Source organism: Mesorhizobium sp. M0522, assembly GCF_040321085.1.
GTDB lineage: Bacteria > Pseudomonadota > Alphaproteobacteria > Rhizobiales > Rhizobiaceae > Mesorhizobium.
In genome coordinates, this window is sequence record NZ_JAMYQW010000037.1 from 1 (window position 1) to 22,146 (window position 22,146).

Consider the following 22,146-nt stretch of genomic DNA (forward strand, 5'->3'; position numbering starts at 1 on the left):
GCACCCGCCCAACCCGCGCCTTCAGCGCTGTGAGCTCCTGCTCCCAAGCCAACAACGACCCTGACCACGAAGCGACAGACATGGTACCCTCCATAACCTGCCGAAGTGAATCAGAAAATCAAATGATCCGCAACTGTAGTACTAGGCACTCCCCGATTGGCAAACCTCTTCGAGCGACCGAGCTCGATTGGATAGAGCCTCAATTCAGCAAGCGGGTTGTCTTCATATCGGCTGACCGTAACAACGCTCTCATAGTACATCTGGTCAGAGAGGGACATCCACAACCAGCGACATCGCGCGGGTCTGCTTCGAAGTGGTAACCTGCGCTGTCACCTTTTTTGAACGTTACGCCGCCAATTACAACCCGGTTTGGATCCTGTCCGGCGGGATTGTAGTTTGGCAACGCTGCGCGGATCTGCATTAGGCTTTCGAGCATTTCCGGCGGGACAACGATGCTTTTGTCCAAACGAAGAGCATTGAGTCCTGGTCTGCCTGGCGCTTCGCCAGCCGGATCGCACGCACGGGACATCGGCGTGAAGGATGCAGCAAATGATACGAGCGCCACCCGACCGCGAGCGGTTTCCAAGAAGCGAGGGGCGCCGGCCTTGCCCGGTCCTGCGCCCGGCGCGTGCTTTGCTGGTCCGCATTCCCCTTGGTTCCCGCCCTTCGCTCCTCCTGCTCCGCAGCCCGCAGGCCGGCCTTGTTCGCAGGGTTCCTCGCTACTATGGCGGAATCAGACCCCTCGTGATCGTTCATCACCGGCTACGGCTCCTCGCCTTCCCGATGCGGACCAGCCATGGCACGCCACGCTGGCCAATCACGAGGTCTCCCGGTTCCCGCGCAAGGAGCGTCCATGCATGCCAGGGTCAACGACCACGCCGGGTCGGGCAGGCACTTGCGATATCGCACCCTTCCGTATTGCCTTCCGCTGGATAGATGGCGTCGGCACCCGGGATAAGATCTGTTTCGCGGCTCCATGGCTGGCCTGCATGCTCCCCTGTTAACGCTTCGCGCACCGCCTCATGGCTGCCCGCGCATGACTCTGGGCCAATGTGGATCGCTACTCCTTCATCATGATGGACTTTCACCATCTACTCCTTGCCGGTTTGTACCGGCGCTCCTATCCGTACCGATCTTGGCGCAATCTTCGTCTCGTTGGAACTCTTATGTTCATTTGCAAGCGGCGTGGCCACGCCTGTTCGTCCCGCCAATAGTGGCTGGTCCTGCATGGTGTAGCTAATGCGCAATGTAGGAGAAGGGTCTCAAGACGACGGTTTGCAAACTCTTATACGCGGGTTGGATACCGCATTTCCGTGTGTACGCCTGGGGCTGCTTCTATCTTAGCACGGGCATCGACGTCGTCGGCCACTCAGTTCCATCGAAGATTCCCCGACCGGGACCCTGCCTCCAACATTGAGCATCAGCAGATGATCGATCTTGTTTCCTCTTTCTAATTGGTCGCCAAATGCGAGCGGCGCTAAGTTAAGCTTGATGAGCTGGTTGCACTTCCTGGCCAATAGCCCACAGGAAGGCCCCCATTTCTCTAGCGATCGCGGTGATCGCGATGGCCTTGTGCTTCCCCGCGAGGATCATTTTTCGGTAGCGAGAGCAGAGGCGGAGCTGACCTTTCCACGCTATTTCGCGAACGGTTCTCGGTAGGCCTTCCAACTGCGCTTGCTTGGTTCGACTTACCCGCGCCGGGAAGCGGTAAGCCCATGCGCCTTCGACCAGCATGGGACGGGCCCGACAGTTCCCGGCCTTAGTGATCCCGCCGCGTTTGACATGTTCACCTGTCGAGCTCTCTGACGGAACGAGGCCAAGAAAGGCCATCAGCTGGCGGGGGTTTTCAAAGCGGCGGATGTCGCCAATTTCGGCAACAAAGACGACGGCGGCAATCAACGATACGCCTCGCAACGCCTGATAGGCTTCGCCATCGTCCAGGATTTGACAGTCTCCGAGATCAGATCGGTCAGACGCTTTAAGCGCACCTCGGCATCCTCGACGCCTGGCAGTATTCCTTGAGCACGATGAAGTGCGCCGGATGCTCGAACTTCAGAGTCGATATCCACCGCATATGCGCCAGCGACCAGGATGAGCGGCCCGAATAGATGCGGCCATGTCGAAGGAGGAACGACTGAAGCTGCTGACGCGCCCGCTTTTGAGCCTCCTGTGCTGCTTCACGGGCCCGCACGAGATCGCGCATAGCCTCATGCCCGCGGTCCGGCACCCAAACCGCCGTCAGCTCACCCGCACGATGTAACCGTGCCAAGCTGACCGCATCGCGCCGGTTGGTCTTCACTCGATCTCCGGGACGCTTGGGAATTAGTGCCGGTGCCACCACCACACAATCATGGCCCATCTCGGTGAGCTGACGGTAGAGTTCGTAACCTGTAGGCCCTGCCTCGTAACAGAAGTGGAGCTTTGTTCCTCGCTTGGCCAGCTTTTGCACGATGGGTGACACCGAGGCCGGATCTGACGGTATATCCCCGAAAAATCTTACCTCACCACCCCGCTCGCCATCCGCGACGGCTAAAGAAATCTTCAGTTTCGAGACGTCCAGACCGACGAAAAGCCTGTTATGCTGATCCATGGTTCACCCTCGCTAAGCTTGGGGCTCGGCTTCGGCCACTCCGAAGCAACCCCCGATCTCAGCTTATCGCGGGGGTGAGCCACCTTCACCCCGAGAACATACGGTCTCAGTCGCTCGAAATGGCTGATCACCTCGCTGTCGCCCGGTGGTGGGAATCTGTCGAAGCATTCGGCAACGGCCGGCGACATCGCCAGCATGCTGGCTCGATTTGCCGAGTTCACCCGAAAGGCACAAGCGCGGACCGGGAAATGCTTTCCAATCATCGTGATCCGGGAGGCCGGGCTTGACGGCTTCTGGATCCATCGCGTGCTGCAGGCCGAGGGGATCGAAAGCCATGTCGTCGATCCGGCATCGATTGCCACATCGCGCCGCCGGCGGCGGGCAAAATCCGACAAGATAAGGGCGAGGCGCTGGTTCGGGCTTTGCTGGCCCACAAGCGGGGCGAGCCAGGGGTTTGTGCGATGGTCCGGGCGCCGACACCGGAAGAAGAGGACCGGCGCCGTCTCTCGCGGGAGCGCAAGGCATTGACGAACGAGCGGATCGGTCACGTCAATCGCGTCAAGGGCCTACTGTTCAGCCAAGGCGTGTCCGGCTACGAGCCGCTGCGCCGCGACCGGCGTAAGCAACTGGAGGAACTTAAGACCGGCGACGGGCGACCATTGCCCGCCCATTTGAAGGCGCAGGTCGGCCGCGAACTCGATCGGCTGGAACTTGTGCTGGAACAGATCAAGACGGTCGAAGCCGCGCGCGATGCCATGCTTGCCGCCGCTGAGGCTGTGTCGCCAGCGCCGGCGATGCTGCTCAGCCTGAAAGGCATCGGGCCGGAGTTTGCTGCCTCGAAAGGGCTTTCCCGCCATTTTAACAACCGACGACAGCTGGCCGCCTATGCGGGCCTGGCACCGACACCCTGGCAGAGCGGGTCAATCGATCACGACCAGGGGGTCTCGAAATCCGGCAATCCAAGGCTACGAGCGACGCTGATTCAGCTCGCCTGGCTATGGTTGCGCCATCAATCGCACTCGGCGCTCACCTTGTGGTTCCAAGATCGGGTCAAGCGCAATGGCGGGCGGCTCAAGAAAACGACGAATGTTGCGCTTGCCCGTAAGCTGCTCGTCGCATTGTGGAAATATGTCAATGCGGGTGTCGTCATCGAGGGGGTAAGGATGAAAGCCGCCTGACTATGGCTGCTGAATGTTAAACCTATTCCCATCCTCAGGGCTTGACCAGTCCTGACGATCCAGGTGGACGAACCGTGGTGTGGCTTGGCTTGAAATGCCGCTTCGCGACAATGGTCCCGTCCTTCTGAGCCTTGTCCGCCGCAAGCGGGATGTTGGTGCAGATGGCTCCGAACAGCGACCGTATATGTTGGATCTGGCTCGGCAACGGGCCGCGTCATGCATTGGGCTCAAACCCTGGGACGTCGTCGGCCGCTTGCGTCAAATTCAGCTTGCATATGGTCGTCATCTAAGAGTGAGATGGCCGCCAAGCTACAATCCCGAACTTTTTTTGGCGGCCGCGTTACGATTAGATCGCCAATTGCTGCCCGTCGTGAAGCCGCCCGCAACGTTGTTTCACTCGAACCGGCCCTACCCTGCGGCCAGCGCAGATAGCGCATCGTCCGACCCTTCTTGGGCGGGTAGACCCGACCGTGCTTGTGCATTAACGCGCTTACATGCTGCCGGTGGGCACGAAGCGTCTCGATCGCAGCGGCCCGGGCGCGGACGAGATCCGAATGGCTTCGTGACCTTCATCGGGAACACACACCGCCGTCAGTTCACAAGCGCGCGGCAAATCGAGCCAACGCAAGAGCATCCCTTGAGATTAGTGACGGCGCCACCACGATGCATTCATGGCCGAGCGAATTGATCGGCCGATAAGACCATGGCCGATCAGGCCAGAACTTGGCGGCGCCGCTGTATAACGCGGCTCATGCTCGTATCCGATGTTTCGACCTCGCCAAAGAAGCGAACCTCTCTCTCCCGGCCGGCGTCCACAATCGCCATGGCGTTCCTCAGCTTCGCGACTTCCCTGTATTCTGACACGGTTCGTCCTCCTGTGATAAGGATCGACTCGGCCGACCGAAGCAACCCTCGAACGCGCAGTGTAGGTCCAGCCACTTCACGACCTAGGCGGACATTTGTTCAGCCTCCATTGGTATAGAATTTACGATTCGGCAGGAGGTTGGAACTTGCTGCAGGTTTTAGGCAACCAGCGACAAGTATCTCTCCGGATAAGGCTTCTGACTAGCGCCCCCGAGTAACATCATAGTGACGAGCCGGCCTTCAGCCTTATGACTCCAGTATGGTTTTCGATGGCAATTTCGGTCCCGAACGGCTCGGAGAGCTTCTGAAGGCGCTCAAGAATGGCTTTCGCCTGTGGCCCTGTTGCCAGCTGCGGGACGCCCCGATTGGCAAACCTCTTGGAGTAGCCAAGCTCAATCGGATAAAGCCGCAAATCAGCAAGCTGGTTCTGCTCAAATCGGCTTACGGTGATGATGCTCTCATAGAAGACCGTGTCTGTAAATCCACTTGCCATCTCAGCGACGGTCACCTCGGCATCGGTGTCGACCCGTGGGTCCTTGCCATATTCGGCAAACATGTCAGCGCCTACGGGGGACCGAAGCTCGTCCATCATGAAATTCCCAATGCTATAAAAGATGGGTCGGCCCTTATAGATCTCTATGCCTCGCAACTGGTGCGGTCCATGTACGACGTATGCATCGGCCCCGGCATCAATAAGTCCACGCGCAAAGGATTGTTCGTAGTCAGGCGGCTGCTGGCTCCAGTTCCCGGGCTCGTGACCGTGGTTCGTGACGATGCAGAAGTCGGCGAACTGCTTGCCCCGGCGAACGTTGCGTAGGATGTCGGCGACATCGCCCGGGTTGGGTTCGTAGCTGTATCCGGGCTTGTCGCCCGCCTTGAACGTCGCTCCGGCGACCACCACTCGGGCTAAGTCACCAGCATGGCCGGACTCGTAACCAGGCAGCGCATCGCGCACTTGCCTTAAGTTTTTGAGCATCTCTGGCGGGACCACGATGCTTTCCGCCAACCGAAGGGGGTTGAGCCCGGGTCTGCCGGGCGCCTCGCCGGCGGGACCGCACGCACGAGACATCGGCGTGAACGTTGAGGTAAACGACAACAGTGCCACGCGACCACGCGTAGTCTCCAAGAAGCGAGCGGCGCCGGCTTGCGCAAGATTTTCCCCGACACCTGCGTGGACGATCCCGCTCTCATCCAATATGCGGCTCGTCTCGCGCATGCCTTCGAGACCCCAATCAAGCGTATGGTTATTTGCGCGGCTCATTAGATTGAACCCCATCGCCTTTAAATCAGGTCCCAGCTCCGGTATGCTGACGTGATATGCACCACCGTACTCAGCCTCCGGACTTCCCTTGAACGATCGAATATCGAAGATCAGGGTTTCCATATTGCCGAACGTGGCATCGGCATCGCGCAAGATCCTGACGATCTCGTCAAAGCCGGAATGGTTCCCTTTGGTAAGCGGTCGCGATACGATGAGGTCGCCGACTGCGACCATGGTGAAGCCGTCTGCAACGTTGGTTTCGATCGAGCCGACCATATCGTAGCCATCAGCCCGCCGGGCTGGATGAGAACCGATATCGTGTGAATTTTCTTCCATTGCTTCCTCTGTAGGTTGACTTCTTACAAAACCGCTGAGACTGTCGTGGTCGAGGCATTCGCTACAGCCGGTGGGGCCGGGATGCCGGTGGCCGGAGCGCGCGCATGACAGGCCACGGCGCTCCCGTCTGCCATCGGCACCAATGGCGGCACGTCGACGCGGCAGCGCTCGACCGCGAGCGGGCAGCGCGGATGGAACGCGCATCCACTCGGCGGATTGACAGGCCTTGGCACCTCGCCCTCGATGGGCGCCTCCGAACGCGCGTCGGATCCGGTACCGGAGCCGCCGCAATCAGCGCCTCGGTGCAGAGATGGACCGGTTTCGCGAACAGCGCCTCGCACGGCGCAAGCTCCACGATCAGTCCCAGGTACATGACGGCTACGCGATGCGCGATATGCTCCACGACGCCGAGGTCATGCGAGATGAAGACGAAGGCGATGCCCATCTGCTGCTGGAGATCCAGAAGCAGATTTAAGATCTGCGCCTGCACAGAGACGTCGAGGGCTGACACCGCTTCGTCGGCGATGATGAGCGAGGGGTAGAGCGACAGGGCGCGTGCAATGCCGAGCCGCTGACGCTGACCGCCCGACAATTCGGAGGGGAGCCGGTGCATCATTTCGGGCGACATTCCGACTTTTCGGAGAAGGTCCGCGGCGAGTGCCTGGCGCTGCTTCCGGCTGAGGCGTTCAAAATTCTCGACCGGTTCGGTGATAATTTGCCCGGCCGTGAGACGCGGGTTCAGCGACGAGTAAGGATCCTGAAAGATCATCTGCATCCGACGGCGCCACGCGTGAAGCGCGTCCTTCTTGAGGCCTGCAATATCGGTCCCATCGATCAGCACACGCCCGCCTGTCGGCTCCACGAGCCGCATGAGGAGCCGTGCCACGGTGGACTTGCCGCAGCCGGATTCACCGACGATGCAAAGCGTCTCACCCGCCTCGACGGAAAAGGATACATCCTGCACCGCCCGGATCACCGGAACGCTTTTGTTGAAGATTCTCGAGCCAAGCGGATAGTGCTTGGTCAGATTCTCGACTTTCAGCAGAGGACCGTTCATGCGCCCATCACCTCTTCGGCGCGCCAGCAAGCCGCGGCGTGTCCCGGCCAGGCATCACGCAGGATGGGTATCTTCTCGCGGCAAATATCGATCGCGAACGGGCAGCGAGGCGCAAAGCTGCAGCCGACAATGGGCTCGCGCAGACTTGGCACGATGCCGGGGATTCCGGAAGGCGGCGCTGTCGGCCGTGCCGCCGGTCAGGCACCGATCGCATGAGGCCCTGGGTGTAGGGATGCGCGGGGCGCGCGAATAGATCTATCACGTCCGCTTGTTCTACGATCCGACCAGCATACATCACGATCACGCGTTGGCATGTCTCGGCCACGACGCCCAGATCATGCGTGATGAACATGACGGCCGTTCCCGTGCGCTCTTTCAGATCGACGATCAGCCGCAGGATCTGCACCTGGATGGTGATGTCGAGGGCTGTCGTCGGCTCATCGGCGATCAATAGTTCCGGTGAGCAGGCGAGAGCCATAGCGATCATTGCGCGCTGGCGCATACCGCCTGACATTTCATGAGGATAGTTGTTGACCCGACGCTCGGCATCCGCAATGCGAACCAGACGCAACATCTCCTCTGCTTTCTTCATGGCAGCGGAGCGGGACGCTTTCGTGTGAATCTGCACCGCCTCTGCGATCTGGTGGCCGACCGTATAGACCGGGTTCAGGCTCGTCATCGGCTCCTGGAAGATCATGGCGATCCGATCCCCGCGGATCTTTCGCATCTCCCGATCCGACAGCTCAAGAAGGTCGTGTCCCTGGAAGCGAACCTCGCCGCCGACAGTCCTGGCGGTCAGCTTGGGCAGCAGGCGAAGGATCGAGAGGGCAGTGACGCTCTTCCCGCATCCCGATTCACCGACGACACCGAGCGTTTCGCCTTTCTTGACCTGAAAGCTGATGCCGCCTACGGCGGGGGTCACGCTTTCTTCGCCATAAAAGTGTGTCTCAAGATCTCGAACGTCGAGCAGCACGTCGTTTCCTGCGGTTTGATGCATCTGCATGTCAGCGCCTCCGCTTGGCGCGGGGATCGAACAGGTCGCATACGCCACCGCCAAGTAGGTTGACGGCAAGGACCGTGACGGCAAGGCAGATACCGGGGGCGAAGATCGTCAATGGGGCGATGGCGAGATACAGCCGCGAACTGGCGATCATGTTGCCCCAGCTTGGAATCTCGGGCGGCACGCCCACGCCTAGGAAGCTGAGCCCGCCTCCGTCAGGATCGCGCTGGCGCAGACGGTAGCGCCCTGGACCATGAGCGCCGGAACGGTGCTCGGCAGGATATGTCGCCACAGCACCTTGGGCAGGCGCGCCCCGCCGCAGAGCGCGGCCTCCACATAGGGACGCTCGCGAACCCCCAGAACCACCGATCGAACCAGCCGCACGACGGCTGGCGTCTCCGGGATCGCGATGGCGACGATGAGAATGCCGATGCCGGGGCCCGTCAGAGAAATAAGGGCAATCGCCAGCAGAATCGTCGGTATCGACATCAGGCCGTCCATGACGCGCATGACGACATTGTGGAAGCTGCGGCTGTAGCCGGCTACAACACCGATCAGAGCCCCGGCAAGTGCCGCGCATGCCACCGACAGCAATCCGACCATGAGGGAGATCCGCGCGCCGAAGATCGTTCGCGCAAACACGTTGCGGCCCCGATTGTCGCTCCATGTTCACCGGATCGCCGGCGTAGAGCGGGGCGGCGAGCGCCAGAATGCTCAGGAGCGCCAAAAGGCCGCCGTCGACCAGGACCAGAGGGTGCCGTCTTGCCAGGCGGGGAAGGTCAGATATTCGCATCAGGATGAGCACACTCTAAATGATGGGATAGTCGCGGTTGTTGATTGCATCCACGACTAGACGACCGATGCCGGGTATGTTGAACACCGTTTCTGTGAGGACAACCCCCCAGATCAGATAGGCGAAACTTATGCCGATGACGGTCAGGATGGGGACGCCAGCATTCTTCAAGGCATGGTGGAAAAGCATGGCATAGGACGAAGCGCCCTTGCGGGGGCTTCTCACAGCATGTCCGCCGAGGCCCCGATCAGCACGTTTTTCCCGACCGAATGGAGAATCTTCCAAACGGGGTTCTCAATTCGGCCGGCCTTCCCGAGGGGTCCGGGATTCCCGGATCGTGGCGCCGCTCAACGATGCGTCATCCGCGTGACAAATCCTCCCCGAGCACGGCGACGACATTGCCGCCATAATCGCCGCTACAGCGCTTGGTCGAGACCGCTGTCGAGGATGACGGCACCGAGCCGTAGGCGCACGGCCGTGTAGCCGCCGCCATAGCCGAGGGTCCTTCAGTTCGCGGAAAAGCCGGCTGCCGGTGAGTCCGGGATATCGCGTGACGCGTTCGCGAAGATAGGCCGTGAAGGGATCGATCACCGCCTGACGCGGCTTGCGCGGTCCGTAGGCCGGAGCCTCGAGCCCGCGCGCAATGTATTTGCGCACCGTCTTGCGGTCGATCCCGCTCTCCCTGGCGATCGCCGACACAGGCCCTGCCGATGCAAATCCAGTATCATCATCATCTCCCCGATCTTGATCACCGAAATCCCTCTCCCGACCATCAGGAGAAGCATCAACGATCACGCGCCGCCGGTCTCCCGGAGCGCGCTCCGGAAGACCGGCGACAGCGCTAAACTGGGGAAGATTCAAACGGCACTTCTGGGGAGTATTGAGCCGGCATCGACACAGGTCTCGGGCCGGATAGCCGGCATCGACACAGGTCTCGGGCCGGATCGCGCTGATCGTCTTTTGCAGCACCGACTTCCGCGGGCTCCAGGACCACGGCAGGCGGGCAAAGGCCCGGAATGATGCCGAGTCCTCCAGATGAAATGCCAGCTCCTGATAGGTGAACTGCCGGTATTGCTTGAGAAGCGGGCAACGCAAGACCGCTTCAGCAGGTAGGCCTTGCCGTCCGATGGCCCTGACGCCGTGCCGACCCAAATCTCGCGCGCCACCAAGCCAAGCAGATCGCGGCGCTCGTCCAGCCACTGCGACATCGCCTTCAGTTCGTGGCCGATCTCGTGCGCGGCGAAAAGATCGAATATGCTGGCTTGGACGGTGCGTTCTTGTCGCATTGTCGGCTCCGCGGTTGCAGATTGTGCTTTGGAACCAGTGGCATGAAACCAAAGTGTACCTGAAACCGCCGGGCCTTGCCTTCACAAAATCACGATTTAAGCAATAAGATCAATGGTTCGGCGTTTATGGACGGAAACTAGCTAGGTCATTCCTTCGTCCTTGGACAATCTGGCAGAGAGGGTTTCGCCCTGATTGGCAGCGCCGCAAACGCGTTTCTCTCGATGATCCGGGTGGTCACGCCACCTTCTCCTCCATCTGCTTCGCCGCCGTTTCCAGCGCTGCCAGAGCGATTCGGCAGGCGCGGCGGTGAACGATGAAACAACTCATATGCTCAAGGTCGATATACGTCCCCCGGTACGGACCTTGGCGAGCTTCGAGACCGGTGCCTTCAGAGAGACACTATACCGGCCCGAGTTACAATCTCGAATGTGACAAGATCAATAATATGTTGCAGAAATATTTAACAACGATATTGAAATTTTCACAAATGATTTCTTTGAATATTATTCACCATATGTAACACTTGGCCTGCAACGTCAGCAAGTCATCAGGACAAAAACAATGAATGATGAGATTGGTAACAAAATTTCCCTGTCAGATTTTGAACCATACTTCAGAGAAGATTACCTTCATTTTGGCGATGTGGTCAATCCGCCTGAGACGAGTGATCGACAAGCAGGAGTAATTTGGGAGATTCTTTCTCTTGGACAAGGCAGCTCAGTTCTTGAACTTGGATGCGGCTATGGGCGGATTGCCAACCGTTTGGCGAAAAAAGGAGCGCACGTAACCGGGCTTGATCTCTCGCCGATCTTGCTAAAAGAAGCTGAAGCGGATGCGGCTGAACGCGGAGTAAATGTTGAGTATTTCCTGGGCGACATGCGCTCACTTCCCTGGCGTGATCAATTCGACGCGGCTTTTCTGTGGTACACGACGTTTGGATATTTCGATGACGCGGACAATGAGAGAGTTCTTCGTGAAGCCGCTTCTTCACTTAGAAAGGGCGGGCGGCTGCTAATCGATCACCACAATCGCGTCCTTGCGCTCCGCCACAAATTGCCTATCTGTTACGTTGCGCAGCGTAACGACGATGTAAAAATCGATATAGTAAGCAATGATGTGCTAAGTGATCGCTCGCACATCGAAAGGATTATAGTCCGCGACGGATGCGTTAGACGAACGCATCTTTCTTTCAGACAGTATGGGTTTTCTGAATTTGTTCGCATGTTGCGAAGCGCGGGGTTCGAGACTGTTGAGGCTTATGGGGAGGAAGGTGGAGCGTTTACATCTGATAGCTCGCGCCTCATGGTTGTAGCACACAAATAATACCAACGCCCTAGGCTCATGTCCCGTAGCGTGGTGTCGCTCCGACGAAGCCGCTCGCGAGCACGCCCTCCATAGACCCGATGATGGTCACTTGCCCCTCGCAGGGGGGCTAGATGTTTGATCCCGGGCTTTGATGGGTCATCCTTATCTCCCGAATCAAAAGATGCGGTATGCGCTAGGTTCTGCATGGGAGCGCCACAACGACAGAGGCGGTCCGTCGAGCGATACAGCATAGTCACGAGAGCCTGAGGACGCTGGCCAAGCGCTACGGGATCAACCAGAAGACGGTCGCGAAGTGGAAGAGGCGCGCTTCGGTCGCCGATCTGCCGACTTGGTCCGAAGGAACCGAGATCGACGGTGCTCTCGATTGAGGAGGACGCTTTCCGCCGCTATACGCTGCTGCCGCTCGACGACTGCCTCTATGCGCTTCAGGCGACCATCCCACACCTGACGCGGTGTTCATTGCATCGCTGCCTGCAACGCCATGGCATCGGCCAGCTGCCGGATGTCGAGGGCGACAAACCGGCGAAGAGGGAATTCAAGAGCTACCCGATCGGCTACTTCCACATCGACATTGCCGAGGTCAGGACCGAGCAGGGCAAGCTGCACATGTTCGTCGCCATCGACCGCACCTCAAAGTTCGCGTTCGTCGAGTTGCACGAGAAGGCCACCACCGCCGTATCGGGAGACTTTTTACTGCGGCTGATCGCGGCCGTCCCCTACAAGATCCATACCGTGCCTACCGACAACGGCATCCAGTTCACCACCCCGGTGCCGGTGGCTCGGCGGTGCCGCTGATCAACGAGGCAATCGCCAATGGCGAGATCTCCCGTGCTCACGCCTTCGAATACGCCTGCGCCAGGAACGACATCGAGCACCGCACGACCAAGGCCAGACATCCGTGGACGACTGATGTGATCGACAACAGCCTTTTTGTTAATTTCAGCTGAGAGCTGACCCGCGATTTTCGCCGAGAAGTGACCCGCCTTTATGTATGGTTTGGGTCTCAGGTTTTGGTCAAGGGGGGCGGCTTTTTCCTTCTTGCTCGTTGCGGTTTGGGCGGAGCTGTTCTTGAAGCGGAAGCTATCGTTTCCAGTCTCCAGGATGTGGCAGTGATGGGTGAGCCGGTCGAGCAGCGCCGTGGTCATCTTGGCGTCCGCGAATGCTTCATGATGCACCTTTCCTTGATCGCCTGGTCCGTCGCAGTCGGCGTTGAAGTTGATCGATCTGGTCGCTGGAAAGGCTGATCTGCCAAGGCTGGCCTTTCGTGCTTTGCCGACCGTGGACAAGGCCTTGGGCGAGGTAGTTGAAGATGGTTTGAGCCGTCACGCCGATTGCGGCGGCTGCGCTCTGTACAGAGTAGGTTCCATCGGGCGAGCGCGGCGGATTGGCTGCGACGCCGTTGATCTTGGCTGTGGGGATTCCCCAACGGTGGCGTAAGAGCCAGATGTTCTCATAGCTGAACAGCTTGCCTCGCGCCGAGCGGACCCCCTCGTCATTCAATGTTTTGGCGATTTGCCTGTCCATCTCGCCCGCAGCATTGAGTTGCGTGATCCGCTCACGCACAAGCTCGATCTCGCCATAGTTCGAATCGTAAGATTGAACGCGACGTTGGATTTGATGTTCGCTGGTTGCGCCGTTTGCGGCCTTCTGGCTGGTTGGTTTCCGAGTGCCAGATGGCCGGCAAATTCTCGGCGAGTTCCTGAAGCGCGGCGTGATCCGCCGCCTGTAACACCAAGGGCTCTCGGTCTCTCCACCGACGATATTCCTGCTCGATCTCATCGACCACCCGCAGCTTGTCTTCCCAAGCCTTTTCCAGGGTTCTGGCGACGAGACGATTTTCCGGTTCCACGGTGTCGTATTGTCGTCGAGCCCGTTCGGCGTCATACCGCGCACGTTCCCGCCGTAGCCCATTGTTTCTCGAGGCTCCGCGTTTCCTCCGCAATCTCGTCGAGCGCAGCGATGGCGATGGCGATTTGGTCAGGTTCCAACGCCTTCAGGAGGGTTTGGGCGACCAACTCATCGACTGCGGGCGCCCGAACCTCCTGACAGAGAGAGCTGCCGGTCTGGTTGCGGTCCGCCAGGCAGCAGTAGACGGGGCGTGCACTGTCGGGGCCGCTGTAGCGCACGGTCATCCGCCGTCCGCACTGGCCGCAGACCGCCAAGCCCTGCAGCAAAGCAATGCCCTTGCGCGCCGCGCCCCGGTGGCCGGCCTCGTATCGATTGGTGTTGTCGGCGAGGCGTCGCTGATTGGCCATGAACTCCTCCCAGTTAATATAACCAGGGTGTGCGCCTTTGATGCAAATATCCCAGTCGTCAATGGCCACCTTCGAGGTTGCGCTGCGAACCCGGACTGCGTATTCCGATGAAGCCGGCCACCGATTCCGATTTGAAGCCGGCCAGTCATTCCGATTTCATTCCGGCCACCATTCTGATTTGAAGGCGGCCAGTTTTCGGTCTGATCCTGGGTCTCGTTGATGTTTGGGTTGGGTTTTGTTTCAGGTCAAGCTTCGGTGTTTTCGGGGACGATCGGCGGGCGCTGTTTTCGCATGCTTTCACCGGTGAGATCGATGCGATAGGCGTTGTGAACGAGGCGATCCAGGATGGCGTCGGCCAAAGTTGGGTTTGCAATAATTTCCCACCCATTGATCCACGGGCACCTGACTTGTGACGATGGTTGAGCGTCGTTCGTAGCGATCCTCAATGATCTCCAGGAGATCGCGGCGTTGGTCGTCATTGAGTTTTTCAGGTCCCCAGTCATCGAGGATCAGCAGGTCGGTCCTGGCAAGAGATTTGAGGATCCTGCCGTATCGCCCGTCGCCTCTTGCAAGCGCGAGAACAGCCGGGGAACCCGGTGGTAGGCGACTGAGAAGTCTTCGCGGCAGGCCTGGTGGCCAAGAGCGCAGGCAAGCCAGCTTTTGCCGACGCCGGCTGGCCCGGTGACAAGAAGACCGTGATGCTTTCTGATCCAGTCGCAGCCGGCAAGCGCCATGAACATATTGCGGTGGAGGCCGCGTGCGGCGCGGAAGTCGGCATTCTCGATCTGCGCGTCATGGCGAAGCTTGGCAGCCCTGGCGCGAGCCTCGAAACGCTTCTGGCGGCGCATGGTCGCCTCGCGTTCGAGCAGCATGGCAAGCCATTCGCCATGCTCGAGGCCGCGCACTTCGGACTGTGCGTCGAGTTCCTGGAAAGCGGTTGCCATGCCGTAAAGGCCGAGCTCTCGCAGCATGTCGATGGTGGGATTGATCAGCATGGGTGGATCTCCTCAATGAAAGTAATCAGGGCCACGCAGATTGGCGTGATCGACGATGGCGGTTGGTTCGGTGGAATGGCGTGCGGCTTTGTGGTTGGCGATGAGCGAAGCAATGCTCTTGCAGTTCAGGCCACCGATCTCGACAGCGCGGGCTGACACGGCTTCGGCCCGATTGCGATCGATGTCCCGAAACAGGCGTAGGATGCCCAGACATGTTCGAAAGCCCTGCTCGGGATGCGGACGGCTGGCGAGAATTGCGATGACCAGACCTTCGGTTTGCGGCCCGATCGACGTGGCCCAGCGGCGAAAGCGCTCCGGCGTCCATTCGGCATAGCGCCGGTGGGAACTGGGCATGTGATCCGGATCGGTTCCATGGCGAGGACCTCCATAGCGGCGCTGATGCACCGCGACGCGCTTGCCGCGGTGGAAGATCTCGATGGTGCGCGCCGTTGCTCTCAGATCGACCTGCTGACGAATGAGGCTGTGGGGCACGGAATAAAAGAAGGTCTTGAACTCGACATGATAATCCGTCGAGACGCGGGCCAAACGCCATTCGGCAAACTCGTAATCCTCCAGTGGAAGACTGGCCAAAGCCGGGCGCTCGACGGTCTCGAAGAGCTGCCGGCGACTGACGCCCAGCCGGCGCATGACGTGGTCGTTGATGCGATCGAGCGCCTGGGCAATGGCGGCATTGGCTTCAGCAAGCGAGAAGAAGGTCTGATTGCGCAGACGCCCCAAAATGCAGGACTGGGCGAAACGCACTCCATTCTCCACTTTCGATTTATCCCGGGGCTTTCTTGGCCACGCCGACGCCATAGTGGGAAGCCATCATGCCGTAGCTGCGGTTGATCTCGGGATCGTAGAAACTGGCTCGACTGACGCCAGACTTCAGATTGTCGGGAATGACGAGTCTGGGAAGCCATGAAAAAAACGAAACATCCGGACATGCGAGCCAATCCAGTCGGGGAGCGTTTGCGTCCAGGTGGCCTCGGCAAAGGTGTAGCTGGACGCACCCAGCACCGCCACGAAGATCTCCGCCTCGCGGATCTCACCGGTCTTGCGATCGACAATCGGAATCTTTTTGCCGGAATAATCCACGAAGACCTTGTCGCCGGCCGCATGCTCCTGGCGCATCGTCGGTGACAGTCGCTGCTTAAATCCCCTTAGAAGTTCACAAAAGCGACTATAGCCGTAACCGTCGGGATGCGACCCACGATACTCCTCCCACATATGAGCAAGGTGACGCCGGGCTTCTTGAGCTCGACCGCAAGATCGGGCCAGTTCGGTTCCGTGCGTCGTCGCGTGCCCTGTTTGACGCCGTTGCGACTGAAGAGCTTGTGCTCAAGCGCATCGTCGGTCAGCTCGCCCGGCAAGGGCCAGCTCAATCCAACCGCGGCTGCACGCTGCAAATTATCCTGCACCGTACTGCGCGCTATCCCCAATACGACCGCAATCTCGCGGGAGCTCGTCCCGCTTCCGGCAAGCCGCAGCATTTGTCTCAATTGTCTCATGGTCAGCCTTCTCTTTGCCGGCATCAAAATGTCCCCGTTCATGGCGAGGTGATTGATGCCAAAGTTGCTGACCCAGGAGGTAATCTTCAGTGCCGAAAACTGGCCGGCTTTTGATTGGAACGGTGGCCGGCTTCAAATCGGAATGGTGGCCGGTCTTTGATCGGAATGGCGGCCGGCTTCACGTCGGAATCGGCAAACCGGACCTTGGCGGACCGCATTTATTCGGCGCCGGCCGTAGACATATGCGCCGGCATAGGCCGGGTTGTGCAAAATATAATGGACGTGGGCGATGGTGGCGTCTCGCCACACCAGCTCATGGGGCGCCGGCCCGCGGAGCGGCCGCACCGGTACGCGTAGGTCGTGCGTGCGCAGGTAACGCATAACGCGTCGCGCGGTCTGAAGCTCTCTAAATTTGTCGAAGATCAGACGCAGCCGTGGGTTGAACACGATCTGGCCGGAGCGGTTGTAGGCCAAACCACCTGGCAGCGGTATGCGAAGCTCGCCCCGCGCCGCCTTCTGCCGCTCCCCTTGATGCAGGCGGATGCGGATCTGGTGCAACTCCGCTTCGCTCATGATCCCCGAGAGCCCTAACAGCAGCCGGTCGTGATAAGCGCAGGGGTCGTATAGACGTTCACCATCGGCGATGACAACGCCGAACAATGAGCACAACTCGAGGAGTTGATGCCAGTCCCGGTTGTTGCGCGCCAATCGAGATGAGGCTGACCACCAGACCCGCGTTGCCGAGCCCGATCTCGGCGATGAGCCGTTGGAAGCCGCCGCGCTCGACTTGGCCGGTTCCTGATTTTCCAAGATCCTCGTCGATGACGACGATACGATCCGGCGGCCAGCCCAATCTGACGGCGCGGTCCACCAAACTGTACTGAAGTTCGGTGCTTTCCTGGTGGTGGCGCACCTGGTTTATTGAGGATTGGCGCGAACATACACGTAAGCGAACTTTGAACGTCGGACGGCCGTGAGCCGCTCGTCAGGACTGCTCGGAATAGCCAACATCAAACCGCTCCCTCGCCGCTGGCGCGTTCGGCGGCATCCGGCGGATCAGAGTCGCGAGCATCTGCGCGACTTGGTGCTGAGATACCGGTGGGAGATTGTTCCAAAGGCTGGGCGTATCTGGCTTGATCCTGACCAGTGGAACACTGGTCTCCGGTAAAGACAACGCAATCCGATGCGCCACAGCATGAGCAACCATCGCAACTCGCCATTGAGTTACTAAAGGTGATTCGCGCATAATACACTAAAGGAAGCAAAGTCCGAACGGATATTAACTTTCTCGCCGCGCTACGATGTTCACTATCATCATCGCTAGCAGGCGACAAATCCGTCACTGACCGGCGGATATTGCGTGACCGTCCATCCGGAAGGCGGATGACAACAAAGGCAGGTCCGCGCCCTGACCGAAGTGATGCCACCTCAAAGCGCTGTCCACAGAGTGCGTGTCGACGGTCAACCACCGTGACATGAGACACCAACCGATCAACAAGACGGGTATCCTGCGCTGCTTGGGTCGCCGAAGACGGTTGCCCATTCGCTGAAGCTCAGATTGGTGGTGATGATGACGCAGGTGCGTTCGTAGAGCGTGCTCAGGAGATGGAACAGCAGCGCACCGCCTGAGGCACTGAACGGCAGGTATCCGAGTTCATCGAGGATGACGAGATCGGAATGTGTCCAACCCGGAGACATAGGTAACAAATTGTACTTAAGACATGGGTGACAACCTCGTGCCGAACGGGTTGTCGATGGTCTGCAAGGTCCTCTGTTCCAAGTCGATATAACCGAGATCGTAATGCATGAAGCTGACGAGCCAAATGCCGTCGTCGACCTCCTTGATTCCCAGCCTCTGACCGGCGAGCACGGTCGAGACGTTGATCTTCTTCCTGTGCATGCAGATGCGGCCGCAAGCGGTAACCAGGATGTCGCGGTCGTGGAAGGGGTATTCCAGTTCCGGCAGGCCCTCATAGGCTCTTGAGGACGGCGTGTAGAGCTCGGCCGGGGTGCGCATGGCGAGCGCCTCGTGTGGCCTTTCCTCGTTGAATTCGCTGATGAAAGCGTCGAACCTCGCCTGCTGCTGGAGGATATTCATGCCGGGCGGCCTGGTCGTCTCTTTCTTTAAGGTCAGATGCATGCGCTCGTGGCGGCCGTTCTGCTGCGGCCTGCCCGGCTGAATGCGCTCGATGACGATGCCGAGCCTGAGCCAGAACACCGACAGGCGCGAGAGATTGTAGAGGCCGTTAGGCGAACCGAAGGGGAGCCCGTTGTCGGAGCGGATGGCGGCGGGCAGGCCGCGCTCCCTGAACAGCCGCACGAAGGCCTCGATGACCGGCGTCTCCTTTGTCGATTCGAGCGCTTCGCAGGCGAGCACATAGCGCGAGGTCTGGTCGGTGACCGTCAGGGGCTAACAGTAGCTACCGTTGCCGAGCCTGAACTCCCCCTTGAAGTCGGTGCACCACAGATCGTTAGGGGCGGCGGCTTGCGACAGCGGCGTGCCCACGGCCTTGTTCGCCGGGTTCCTCTTGCGGGCCTGGCTCACAAGGCCGTGACGGTCGAGCACGGCATGCACGGTGCTTTTGGCCGGGATACGCACATCACCGGCGAGCTTCCTGACCAGCAACTCCCTGATCTTGCGAGCGCCCCAATGCGGCTTCTCGCGCTTGGTCTCGACGATCAGCCGCTCGATCTGCTCGGGCAACTGGTTGGCGTACCTCACCGGCCGCCGCGAGCGGTCGCAAAGCGCCTCTAGCCCTTCCTCCCTATAGCGGTTGAAGATCTTGTAGCCAGTCTTGCGCGAAATCCCGAAATCCCGGCACACATCGCTCATGCCTTCTCCCTCGAGAAGGCGGGCAACGAAACGTAGACGTTCCTCCATCACCGAACACTCTCTCCACGGCATCAACACCTCCGGCCAAAGCCCCATGTGTCCGGTACAAAACGTCACCCATGTCTCAGGCCGCGCAATGGGCGAGCCGGTTGGCGATCTGGCCGGCCGTTCCCTGGGCTTTCTCCTGCTCGAGCGCGTTGACGAGTTCGACGGTTGAGAAGAAGCGGATACGTTTGCGATGGTGCTCGATCGCCTGCACGCCGAGCGCGGTGGCGATGTGGGCGTTGCCTGTGCCGGTCGGACTGGGCTCATAATGCCCGTTATCAGGATGGCGAGGCAAAGAAGATTGTCCGTTACGCCTTTCATCCACGTTCGGGCGGGGAGATTTTCGTCACAGGCCGTCAGCGTTATTGCGGTGAGCCGGCCTATGTCGGGCGACAACCGGATGGCAGCCTGGCGCTGATTCCGATCTGGATGACGGAAGAGATCGCCCTGACGATGGCGGTTCGCGAGGCGCCCCGTTTTCCCCTTTCATGCCTGCGCGACCTGCGCCGCGAGGTCGATGCATGTCTACGTTTTCTGCAGAGCGACTCACGCCAGCCAGGAGACGACCATGCAGCGCAGGCAATGCCGAACCGACCAGCCAGACCTGTTTTCCAAGAAGGCTCCGCCATCGAGTCTTCCAGGCGAAGTCCGGGAACGCACCCTCCCGCTGATCGAGACCTTGCTGAGGGGAGCGGTGGTGAGCCAGACGGGACGGGAGGCAGATCATGAAGATCACCGCTGAACATCTCGCGCGCGGTGCCTATGTCTATGTCCGGCAGTCGACGGCCGATCAACTCGTCAACAATCCCGAGAGCCGGCGACGCCAATATGGCCTTGCCGAGCGAGCGCGGTCCCTTGGCTGGAAAGACGCCATCGTCATCGATGAAGATCTCGGTCGTTCAGGGTCTGGCATCAGCCGTCCGGGCTTTGAGAAGCTTCTGGCGGCGATCTGCGAAGGTCGGGTTGGTGCGGTCCTCGCCATTGAAGCCTCCCGGCTGGCCCGCAATGGCCGGGACTGGCATACGCTCATCGAGTTTTGCGGCCTTGTCGGAACGCTCATCATCGATGAGGACGGCATCTACGAACCGCGTCATCCCAACGACAGGCTGCTGCTCGGCATGAAGGGCACGAAGCGAACTGGAGCTTTCGATCCTGCGGGCCGCTCGATCGAAGCCCTGAAGCAGAAGGCACGACGGGGCGAACTTTTCCTGACGGTGGCCATCGGTTACGTCAAGTCGGGCCGGAACCGGGTCGAGAAAAACCCGGACCTGCGGATCCGCGAGGCGATCGATCTTGTATTCCGGCGTTTCGACGAACTGCAGAGCATCCGGCAGGTGCATCTGTGGTTGCGCCGCGAGGGCATTATGCTCCCTGCCGTAAATTACACGCGCGCGGCGGACAGGGCGATCGTCTGGAAGCTGCCCGTCTACAATACGGTGCACCACATTCTCACCAACCCGATCTACGCCGGCGCCTATGCGTTCGGGCGAACCTGCAGCAAAGTCACCATAGAGGCCGGACGCAAACGGATTTTGCGTGGGATCAGGCGCGATCGCGCCGACTGGGAGGTCTTGCTCATCGACCATCACGAAGGTTACCTGAGCTGGCACGATTTTGAGAGGAAACAGCGCCTGATCACGGACAATGCCACAAGCAAAGGCCTGGTGCCGCGCGGTGCTCTTCGCCGGGGCGAGTTGCTGCTCGGCGGTCTCTTGCGCTGCGGTCATTGCGGCCGCAAGCTGCATGTCTCCTATTCCGGCAGCAACGGCAATACGGGGCGCTATCATTGCCGCGGAGCGCAGGTCAACCACGGAACCGACCCGTGCATCGGCTTCGGATCGTTGCGGGTCGATCAGGCGGTCAGCGCGGAGGTTCTTCAACGCCTTCAACCGCTCGGCACGGAAGCGGCGATCAAGGCCATCGAGACCTCCACCGTGCAGGCTGGAGAGAAGCGGCGCCATGTGGAGCTCGCACTCGAACAGGCACGTTATGAAGCCGCCCATGCACGCCGCCAGTATGACGCCGTCGACCCGGACAACCGGCTTGTAGCAGGCGAACTGGAGCGACGCTGGAATGCCGCGCTCGTAGCCGTCCGCGAGCGTCAGGACGAGCTTGACGCGCTCGACCGCCACAAGCCTGAGGCTCTGGGAGAAGAGGAACGGCGGAGCCTGCTGCGCATGGGCGCCGATCTCGAACTGGCATGGCATCATGCCAACGCCACCGCCACCACGCGCAAGCGGATCATCCGTGCCGTGATCCGCGAGATTGTCGTCGCCATCGAAGACGACCACATCAAAATGCTGGTGCATTGGCAGGGCGGCGACCATACCGCGCTTTCGGTCAGGAAGAACAAGGCAGGCCATCACCGTTGGGGCGCCCCGCCGGACATCGAGGACCTGATCCGTGCCCTGGCACGCCAATTGCCGGATAGAGCGATCGCATCGCTTCTCAACCGGCTCGGCAAAACCACGGGTCGTCTGAACGGATGGACGCAGTCCCGTGTCTGCACTTTCCGCAACCAGCACGACATCGCCGTCTACAAAAAGGACGAACGGTCGGAGCGCGGCGAGTATACATTGCAGGAAACGGCTGCGAAGCTCGGCCTGCGGCCAATGACCGTGCTGCGCATGATCCGCGCCGGCGATCTGAAGGCCGAGCAGTATTGCAAGGGTACGCCCTGGATCATCCGTCATGAAGATATCGAGCAACTCGATATCCAGCACCATTCCGGCAGGAGCGGACACAGTCCATTATCACAATCACAGGATCAGCAGATCCAGCTTTTTCAATAACATAGCGAGGTGTGCATTATGTC

Annotated in this window: 11 protein-coding genes and 17 pseudogenes; 5 read left to right on the forward strand and 23 right to left on the reverse strand. The window is 59.8% G+C overall.

Annotation, left to right across the window (positions count from 1 at the left end; all coding sequences use genetic code 11):
• Nucleotides 1-143: 143 nt before the first annotated feature.
• A pseudogene (locus tag NKI58_RS28700) lies at nucleotides 144-622 on the reverse strand (hypothetical protein); the annotation flags it as partial.
• 860 nt (nucleotides 623-1,482) lie between these two features.
• Nucleotides 1,483-2,590 (reverse strand): annotated as a pseudogene (locus NKI58_RS28705) (IS110 family RNA-guided transposase).
• Nucleotides 2,591-2,695: 105 nt separating this feature from the next.
• Here NKI58_RS28705 and NKI58_RS28710 point away from each other — a divergent pair.
• A pseudogene (locus tag NKI58_RS28710) lies at nucleotides 2,696-3,768 on the forward strand (IS110 family RNA-guided transposase); the annotation flags it as partial.
• Between the two features lie 413 nt (nucleotides 3,769-4,181).
• Here the strand turns inward: NKI58_RS28710 and NKI58_RS28715 are convergent.
• The 9 genes and pseudogenes from NKI58_RS28715 to NKI58_RS28755 all read right to left on the reverse strand — a co-directional run.
• Nucleotides 4,182-4,593: pseudogene (locus NKI58_RS28715) on the reverse strand (IS110 family transposase); the annotation flags it as partial.
• Nucleotides 4,594-4,852: 259 nt separating this feature from the next.
• Nucleotides 4,853-6,229 carry a CapA family protein gene (locus NKI58_RS28720; protein WP_352854041.1) on the reverse strand — a complete coding sequence of 459 codons (1,377 nt, stop codon included), beginning with the start codon at nucleotides 6,227-6,229 and terminating at the stop codon, nucleotides 4,853-4,855.
• Nucleotides 6,230-6,252: 23 nt separating this feature from the next.
• A pseudogene (locus tag NKI58_RS28725) lies at nucleotides 6,253-7,286 on the reverse strand (ABC transporter ATP-binding protein).
• Nucleotides 7,283-8,289, reverse strand: a pseudogene (locus NKI58_RS28730) (ABC transporter ATP-binding protein). Before NKI58_RS28730 ends, NKI58_RS28725 begins: the two co-directional pseudogenes overlap by 4 nt.
• Before the next feature lies 1 nt (nucleotide 8,290).
• Nucleotides 8,291-9,079, reverse strand: a pseudogene (locus NKI58_RS28735) (ABC transporter permease).
• Nucleotides 9,080-9,097: 18 nt separating this feature from the next.
• A pseudogene (locus tag NKI58_RS28740) lies at nucleotides 9,098-9,289 on the reverse strand (ABC transporter permease subunit); the annotation flags it as partial.
• 148 nt (nucleotides 9,290-9,437) lie between these two features.
• Entirely contained in the window at nucleotides 9,438-9,572 is a 135-nt protein-coding gene (locus NKI58_RS28745) for a hypothetical protein (protein WP_352854100.1), read from the reverse strand.
• Nucleotides 9,547-9,831, reverse strand: a pseudogene (locus NKI58_RS28750) (IS21 family transposase); the annotation flags it as partial. The gene NKI58_RS28745 and the pseudogene NKI58_RS28750, both read right to left, overlap by 26 nt.
• A 178-nt stretch (nucleotides 9,832-10,009) precedes the next feature.
• Nucleotides 10,010-10,365: pseudogene (locus NKI58_RS28755) on the reverse strand (transposase); the annotation flags it as partial.
• A gap of 562 nt (nucleotides 10,366-10,927) precedes the next feature.
• On the opposite strand from NKI58_RS28755, the gene NKI58_RS28760 reads away from it, so the two are divergent.
• Together NKI58_RS28760 and NKI58_RS28765 are read left to right on the forward strand one after the other, a co-directional pair.
• Nucleotides 10,928-11,689, forward strand: a complete 762-nt coding sequence (locus tag NKI58_RS28760) for a class I SAM-dependent methyltransferase (RefSeq protein ID WP_352854043.1) — start codon at nucleotides 10,928-10,930, stop codon at nucleotides 11,687-11,689.
• Nucleotides 11,690-11,871: 182 nt separating this feature from the next.
• Nucleotides 11,872-12,612 (forward strand): annotated as a pseudogene (locus NKI58_RS28765) (DDE-type integrase/transposase/recombinase); the annotation flags it as partial.
• Nucleotides 12,613-12,720: 108 nt separating this feature from the next.
• Here NKI58_RS28765 and NKI58_RS28770 read toward each other — a convergent pair.
• From NKI58_RS28770 to istA, 7 genes and pseudogenes are all read right to left on the reverse strand, one after another.
• Nucleotides 12,721-12,852 (reverse strand): annotated as a pseudogene (locus NKI58_RS28770) (ATP-binding protein); the annotation flags it as partial.
• Nucleotides 12,853-12,856: 4 nt separating this feature from the next.
• On the reverse strand, nucleotides 12,857-13,255 hold the full coding sequence (locus NKI58_RS28775; protein WP_352854044.1) for a hypothetical protein: 399 nt from the start codon (nucleotides 13,253-13,255) through the stop codon (nucleotides 12,857-12,859).
• The gene (locus tag NKI58_RS28780) at nucleotides 13,248-13,541 is read right to left on the reverse strand and encodes a hypothetical protein (RefSeq protein WP_352854046.1); all 294 of its coding nucleotides are present in this window, start codon (nucleotides 13,539-13,541) and stop codon (nucleotides 13,248-13,250) included. The genes NKI58_RS28775 and NKI58_RS28780 overlap by 8 nt, the downstream gene beginning before the upstream one ends.
• A gap of 31 nt (nucleotides 13,542-13,572) precedes the next feature.
• A complete protein-coding gene (locus NKI58_RS28785; RefSeq protein ID WP_352854048.1) occupies nucleotides 13,573-14,016 on the reverse strand; it encodes a recombinase zinc ribbon domain-containing protein in 444 nt (147 codons plus the stop codon).
• A 176-nt stretch (nucleotides 14,017-14,192) separates the two neighbouring features.
• Nucleotides 14,193-14,291 (reverse strand): hypothetical protein, encoded by a 99-nt coding sequence (locus tag NKI58_RS28790; protein ID WP_352854091.1) that lies wholly within the window; start codon nucleotides 14,289-14,291, stop codon nucleotides 14,193-14,195.
• Nucleotides 14,245-14,942: pseudogene (istB, locus tag NKI58_RS28795) on the reverse strand (IS21-like element helper ATPase IstB). Before istB ends, NKI58_RS28790 begins: the two are co-directional and overlap by 47 nt.
• Before the next feature lie 12 nt (nucleotides 14,943-14,954).
• Nucleotides 14,955-16,396: pseudogene (istA, locus tag NKI58_RS28800) on the reverse strand (IS21 family transposase).
• On the opposite strand from istA, the gene NKI58_RS28805 reads away from it, so the two are divergent.
• Nucleotides 16,280-16,567, forward strand: coding sequence for a hypothetical protein (locus NKI58_RS28805; RefSeq protein WP_352854101.1), 288 nt, complete (start codon nucleotides 16,280-16,282; stop codon nucleotides 16,565-16,567). The pseudogene istA and the gene NKI58_RS28805 sit on opposite strands and share 117 nt — an antisense overlap.
• A gap of 18 nt (nucleotides 16,568-16,585) precedes the next feature.
• On the opposite strand, the gene NKI58_RS28810 is transcribed toward NKI58_RS28805, so the two are convergent.
• From NKI58_RS28810 to NKI58_RS28830, 5 genes and pseudogenes are all read right to left on the reverse strand, one after another.
• On the reverse strand, nucleotides 16,586-17,161 hold the full coding sequence (locus NKI58_RS28810) for a recombinase family protein (protein WP_352854093.1): 576 nt from the start codon (nucleotides 17,159-17,161) through the stop codon (nucleotides 16,586-16,588).
• Nucleotides 17,085-17,366 (reverse strand): recombinase family protein, encoded by a 282-nt coding sequence (locus NKI58_RS28815; protein WP_352854103.1) that lies wholly within the window; start codon nucleotides 17,364-17,366, stop codon nucleotides 17,085-17,087. The genes NKI58_RS28810 and NKI58_RS28815 overlap by 77 nt, the downstream gene beginning before the upstream one ends.
• A gap of 608 nt (nucleotides 17,367-17,974) precedes the next feature.
• Nucleotides 17,975-18,133, reverse strand: a pseudogene (locus tag NKI58_RS28820) (ATP-binding protein); the annotation flags it as partial.
• Between the two features lie 34 nt (nucleotides 18,134-18,167).
• A pseudogene (locus NKI58_RS28825) lies at nucleotides 18,168-19,358 on the reverse strand (integrase core domain-containing protein).
• A gap of 64 nt (nucleotides 19,359-19,422) precedes the next feature.
• Nucleotides 19,423-19,581 (reverse strand): annotated as a pseudogene (locus tag NKI58_RS28830) (ATP-binding protein); the annotation flags it as partial.
• 475 nt (nucleotides 19,582-20,056) lie between these two features.
• Here NKI58_RS28830 and NKI58_RS28835 point away from each other — a divergent pair.
• Nucleotides 20,057-22,123: a recombinase family protein gene (locus NKI58_RS28835; protein ID WP_352854051.1), complete on the forward strand. Its 2,067-nt coding sequence runs from the start codon at nucleotides 20,057-20,059 to the stop codon at nucleotides 22,121-22,123.
• Nucleotides 22,124-22,146: the final 23 nt, after the last annotated feature.

What these genes read in the sequence shown, in the direction of transcription:
- NKI58_RS28720 (WP_352854041.1), bottom strand. Translation starts at nt 6,229, where the DNA reads ATGGAAGAAAATTCACACGATATCGGTTCTCATCCAGCCCGGCGGGCT.
- NKI58_RS28745 (WP_352854100.1), bottom strand. Translation starts at nt 9,572, where the DNA reads ATGGCGGCGGCTACACGGCCGTGCGCCTACGGCTCGGTGCCGTCATCC.
- NKI58_RS28760 (WP_352854043.1), top strand. Translation starts at nt 10,928, where the DNA reads ATGAATGATGAGATTGGTAACAAAATTTCCCTGTCAGATTTTGAACCA.
- NKI58_RS28835 (WP_352854051.1), top strand. Translation starts at nt 20,057, where the DNA reads ATGAAGATCACCGCTGAACATCTCGCGCGCGGTGCCTATGTCTATGTC.